Source organism: Streptomyces sp. NPDC058470 (assembly GCF_042721055.1).
Classification (GTDB): Bacteria; Actinomycetota; Actinomycetes; order Streptomycetales; family Streptomycetaceae; genus Streptomyces.
The window spans coordinates 1-5,131 of the sequence record NZ_JBHXMF010000127.1; the positions used below are offsets into that span (position 1 = coordinate 1).

At 68.8% G+C, this 5,131-nt stretch carries 2 protein-coding genes; both read right to left on the reverse strand.

All coding sequences use genetic code 11. From position 1 onward, the window contains the following. On the reverse strand, nt 1-2,496 hold a 2,496-nt coding region (locus tag ACFWP7_RS42310), incomplete at its 3' end, for an amino acid adenylation domain-containing protein (RefSeq protein WP_384393902.1). Next, nucleotides 2,493-5,131: amino acid adenylation domain-containing protein (locus tag ACFWP7_RS42315; protein WP_384393904.1), on the reverse strand; the 2,639-nt coding region annotated here is incomplete at its 5' end. The genes ACFWP7_RS42310 and ACFWP7_RS42315, both read right to left, overlap by 4 nt.

Below are 5,131 nucleotides of genomic sequence, written 5' to 3' on the forward strand. Positions count from 1 at the left end.
CATCCGCTCGCCCACACCCGCAAACGGGCACGCCACAAACCGCTCAGCCGTCAGCCCGGCCCGACCCACATACCCACGCGCCAACTGCGCACCCGCGACATACAGCTCACCCACCACACCCACCGGCACCGGCGCCAAACGCTCATCCAGCACAAACAACCGGGAGTTCACCACCGGCCGCCCGATCGGCAACACCCCCTCCCCACCCAACACCCGAGCCGTCGACACAATCACCGTCGCCTCCGTCGGCCCATACGCATGCACCAGACGACGACTCCGCGACCACACCTCCCCCAACCCAGGCGACACCACCTCCGAACCCACCACCAACCGCACCAACCCGGGCACAGCAGCTGGATCCAACACCCCCAACAACGACGGCACCACACTCGCCGCCCCCACACCCGACTCAGCAATCAGACGCTCCAGCTCACGCCCATCCCCACGCTCCACCACCCCCGCCACGACCAACGTGCCACCGCCCGCGAGCGTCGCCGCCACATCCAGCACCGACGCATCAAAACTGAACGACGCGAACTGCAGAACCCGGACCCCCCGACCCACACCCAACTCAGGCCCCACCGCCACCACCATGTTCGCCACACCCCCATGCGTGGCCTGCACACCCTTCGGCCGCCCCGTCGAACCCGACGTATAAATCACATACGCCACCTGATCGCCGGCCAGATGAATACCGGGAGCCGTCGACGGCGCTTGGGCGAGGGCCGCAATGACCCCGGCATCATCGAGATTCAGTACCGGAGTGGCCAGGTGTTGGGTGAGTTCGGCCAGTCCAACGACCACGGTCGCACCGCTGTCAGCGAGCATGAACTCCAGGCGCTCGACCGGATACTCCGGATCCAGCGGGACGTATGCCGCCCCCGCCTTCCACACACCCAGGATCGCCGCAACCATGTCGACACCCCGCGGCAGGCACAACCCCACCACCGACTCCGCACCGACACCCTGCGCACGCAGCACATGCGCCAGCCGGTTCGCCCGGACGTCCAGGCCCCCGTACGACACGTCCACACCCTCAAACACCACCGCAACGGCACCAGGATCGGCCGCCGCACGCTGGGCGAACTGCTCCGGCACCAAAACATCCGACACCACACCCACCGTGTCGTTCCACTCCACCAAAACCCGACGACGCCCGTCCTCGTCCAGGATGTCGACAGCAGACAACCGCGCACCCGGCGCGGCAACCAGCTGCTCAACAACACGCCGCAGCCGACCCGCGATCCGCTCAGCCGACTCGATGTCGAACAGATCCGCCGACGCGACCAACACACCGCGCAGACCGGCTGGCGCGCCCTGTTCGTCGAACTTCTCTCCTACCGACACCTCCAGATCGAACTTCGACGCCTGTACTCCGGCGGTCAGCGCCTCGACCTCAAGACCGGTCAGGCCCAACTCCACCGACCTGGTGTTCTGCAGCGTCAGCATGACCTGGAAGAGGGGGTGCCGGGCGAGCGTGCGGGTCGGTGCGAGTTCCTCCACCAGCCGCTCGAACGGCACGTCCTGATGCGCGAACGCACCAAGCCCCGCCTCCCGCACCCGCCCCAGCATCTCCACGAACGTCGGATCACCCGACAGATCGGTCCGGATCACCAGAGTGTTGACGAAGAAGCCGACCAGATCGTCCAGCGCCTCGTCCGTGCGTCCGGCGACGACTGAGCCGATCGGAATGTCCGTGCCCGCGCCGACGCGGTTCAGTGTCACCGCGAGGAGGGCCTGGAGCAGCATGAACAGGGTCACGCCCCGTTCACGCGCCAGTGCCACCAACTGCTCGTGGGTCTCGGTCGGGACGTGCAGCGGGATGCGATGTCCCTGGTGCGTGCGCACGAGCGGGCGTGGCCGGTCGGTCGGCAGTTCCAGTTCTTCGGGGGCGCCCGCGAGGACCTTGCGCCAGTACTCGACCTGCTCGACCAGCACACTGGTCTCGGCGCCGTCGCTCCCGAGCAACTCCCGTTGCCAGAGCGCATAGTCCGCGTACTGCACCGGCAACGGTTCCCACTGCGGGGCCCGTTCTGCGATCCGCGCCTCGTACGCGACCGCGAGGTCACGCGCCAGAGGTCCCACCGACCATCCGTCTCCCGCGATGTGATGGGCCGTCACCAAGAGCACGTGTTCCGCCGGGCTCTCGGCGAACAGCCAGGCGCGGAACGGGATTTCGGTGGCCAGGTCGAAGCGATGCTCCGCCGACTCCGCGACGGCCGCGGCCAGTTCATCGGACGACACCTGTACGCAGTTCAGCTCGAACCCGGTCTCTTCGACCGGCAGGATCCGCTGGTACGGTTCGCCGTCGATCTCCTCGAACAGGGTGCGCAACACCTCGTGACGTTCGAGTACATCCCTGAGCGCGGCTTCGAGTGCCTGCCGGTTCAGGTCTCCGGACAGGCGGAGCGCCATAGGGGTGTTGTAGATCGCGCTCGGCCCCTCCAGCTTCGTCAGGAACCACAGCCGGCGTTGCGCGAACGAGAGCGGGATCATGCGGACTCCTCCTGCTTGCGCATCGGCCGCAGTACGGGCCTGGCTTTCTCCTGCTGAGGGCCTTGACCTGCGAGCCAGTTGGCGAGTCCGGCCGGGGTCGGGGTGCTGAAGACCGTCCGGATGGGCAGTTCCACGTCCAGCGCCGTGCGTATGCGGCTCACCAGGCGAGTGGCGAGCAGTGAATGGCCGCCGAGTGCGAAGAAGTCGTCATCGACGCCGACCGCGGGCAGGCGCAGTACGCGGGCGAAGGCCTCGCAGAGGGTCCGTTCCTGTTCCGTGGCCGGTTCCCGACCGCTGCCCGCCACGGCGGCGATGTCGGGGGCGGCGAGGGCCGCGCGGTCCAGCTTTCCGTTGACCGTGAGCGGCAGCGTGTCGAGCACGACCACTGCCGAGGGCACCATGTGCTGCGGCAGGCTCTGCGCGGAGTGGGCGCGCACGAGGTCCGCGAGCTTGGCGTCGTCGAAGATGTCCCGATCGGCGGCGGGGACGACGTAGGCGACAAGCCGTTCGTCGCCAGGGGTGTCCTCGCGGACGATGACCGCGGCCTGGGCCAACGCGGGGTGTGCGGCGAGAACGGACTGGATCTCGCCCGGCTCCACGCGATATCCGCGGATCTTCGCCTGCGCGTCCGCCCGCCCGGAGAACACGAGTTGGCCGTCGTCGGTCCACCGCGCCCTGTCGCCCGTCCGGTACATCCGCTCGCCGGCGGCGTATGGGCACGCCACGAACCGTTCGGCTGTCAGTTCCGCGTGACCGACATAGCCACGCGCCAGATTCGAACCCGCGACATACAACTCGCCGGCCACGCCCACCGGTACGGGGGTAAGACGCTCGTCCAGTACGAACGCGCGCACGTTGACGATCGGTCCGCCGATGCCCGGGGTGTCACCCGCGCCCAAAGGGTCGGACATCGTGGCGCACACGGTCGTCTCCGTCGGTCCGTACGCGTTGATGAACCGCCGACCCGGCGCCCACCGCGCGACCAGGTCACTGCCGAGGGCCTCACCCGCGGACACCAGCGTGGACACCGACGGGAAGTCCTCCGGCGACAGCACGGCCAGCACGGCCGGTGGCAGTGTCACATGGCTCACTTCGTGGCGCGCGGCGGTCTCCGCCAACGCCGGTCCGGGCAACAGGTCTTCTGTCCCTGCCACCACCAGCGTGGCGCCGGACGCCAGCGCCACCAGCACCTCCGACACCGCCGCGTCGAAGCTCGTCGACGCGAACTGCAGCAGTCGACTGGAGCCGTCCACGGCGAACCGTTCCGACTGCGCCACCACCAGGGCGGCCAGTCCCGCATGCGACACCGCCACGCCCTTGGGGCGACCTGTCGACCCCGAGGTGTAGATCACGTACGCCATCTGCGCGGGCAGCGTGCCGCCTTCCGGAGCGGTCGCCGGCGCGGCATCCAACTCGGCCATCGTCTCCGGGTCGTCGAGGTCGAGCCGCGAAAGCCCCGGTGCGCAAAGGCCACTCGTCAGATGACCCAGGCCGACAACAACACTCGCACCGCTGTCGGCCAGCATGAACTCCAGCCGCTCGGACGGGTATTCAGGATCCAACGGTACGTAGGCCGCCCCCGCCTTCCACACGGCGAGGATCGCTACCACCAGGTCGACGCCACGCGGCATGCACAACCCCACGACGGACTCAGCACCCACCCCTCGGCCCCGCAGCTGGTTCGCCAGCCGCGCGGCACGGGTGTCGAGTTGCTCGTACGACATCTCGGTCGTCCCGGACACGATGGCCACCGCGTCGGGAGCGCGCGCCACCTGGGCCTCGAACAGCTGGGCAGCCGTCTCTGCGGTGACCGGCGCATCCGTGTCGTTCCACTCGCTCAGCATCCGGCGAAGGTCGCCCGTGTGCAGTACGTCCACCGTGCCGAGCCCGGTCCCCGAGTCACCCTCCAGTGCGGCCACGAGGTTGCCCAGGCAGGTGTGCAGCATGGTGCACATCGCCTCCGCGTCGACCGGGGCCACAGCGTCGATGGTCAGCCCGAACCCGGTGCCCAAGTCGTCCACTGCGGCAGCGACCGGGTAGTTGGTGCGTTCGCGGGTGAGCAGTGCGCTCACTCCGTCGAGGCCTGTGCTGGTGCCCCATCCCGACACACGGGTGGCGGCCTGTGCGGCGGCTTGGTTGTGCCGGTAGTTGAAGAGGGAGGTGAACAGCGGGCTGCCGCCGGGTACTTGGGCGGCTTGCTGCGCCAGTGCCAGCGGCGCGTGCTCGTGCATCAGCAGCTCCGCGAGCTGGTCCCGCAGAGCGAAAAGTGCCTCGCCCACACCTGCCGAGCCCACACGCACGCGCACCGGCAGCGTGTTGATAAAGGGACCCTGCACCCGGTCGGAGCCGGCTCCGGCATGCATGCGGCCGAACAGGACGGTGCCGAACACCACGTCGTCCCGACCGCTGACCGCGGCCAGTACACGCGCCCAGGCCAGGTGGAACACGGTGGCCGCGCTGACACCGAGCCGCCGCGCCACCTCCCGGACCTGTTCGGCAAGTTCGCCGTCCACGGACAGCTTTGCCCGTTCCGTGCGCCTGCCGTCACCGTGAACGTCCACGAGTCCGTACGGCGCGGTCGTCTCCTCCACATCGCCGAGCAGTTCGGTGAAGTACCGCTCGTGCTCCTCCCGAG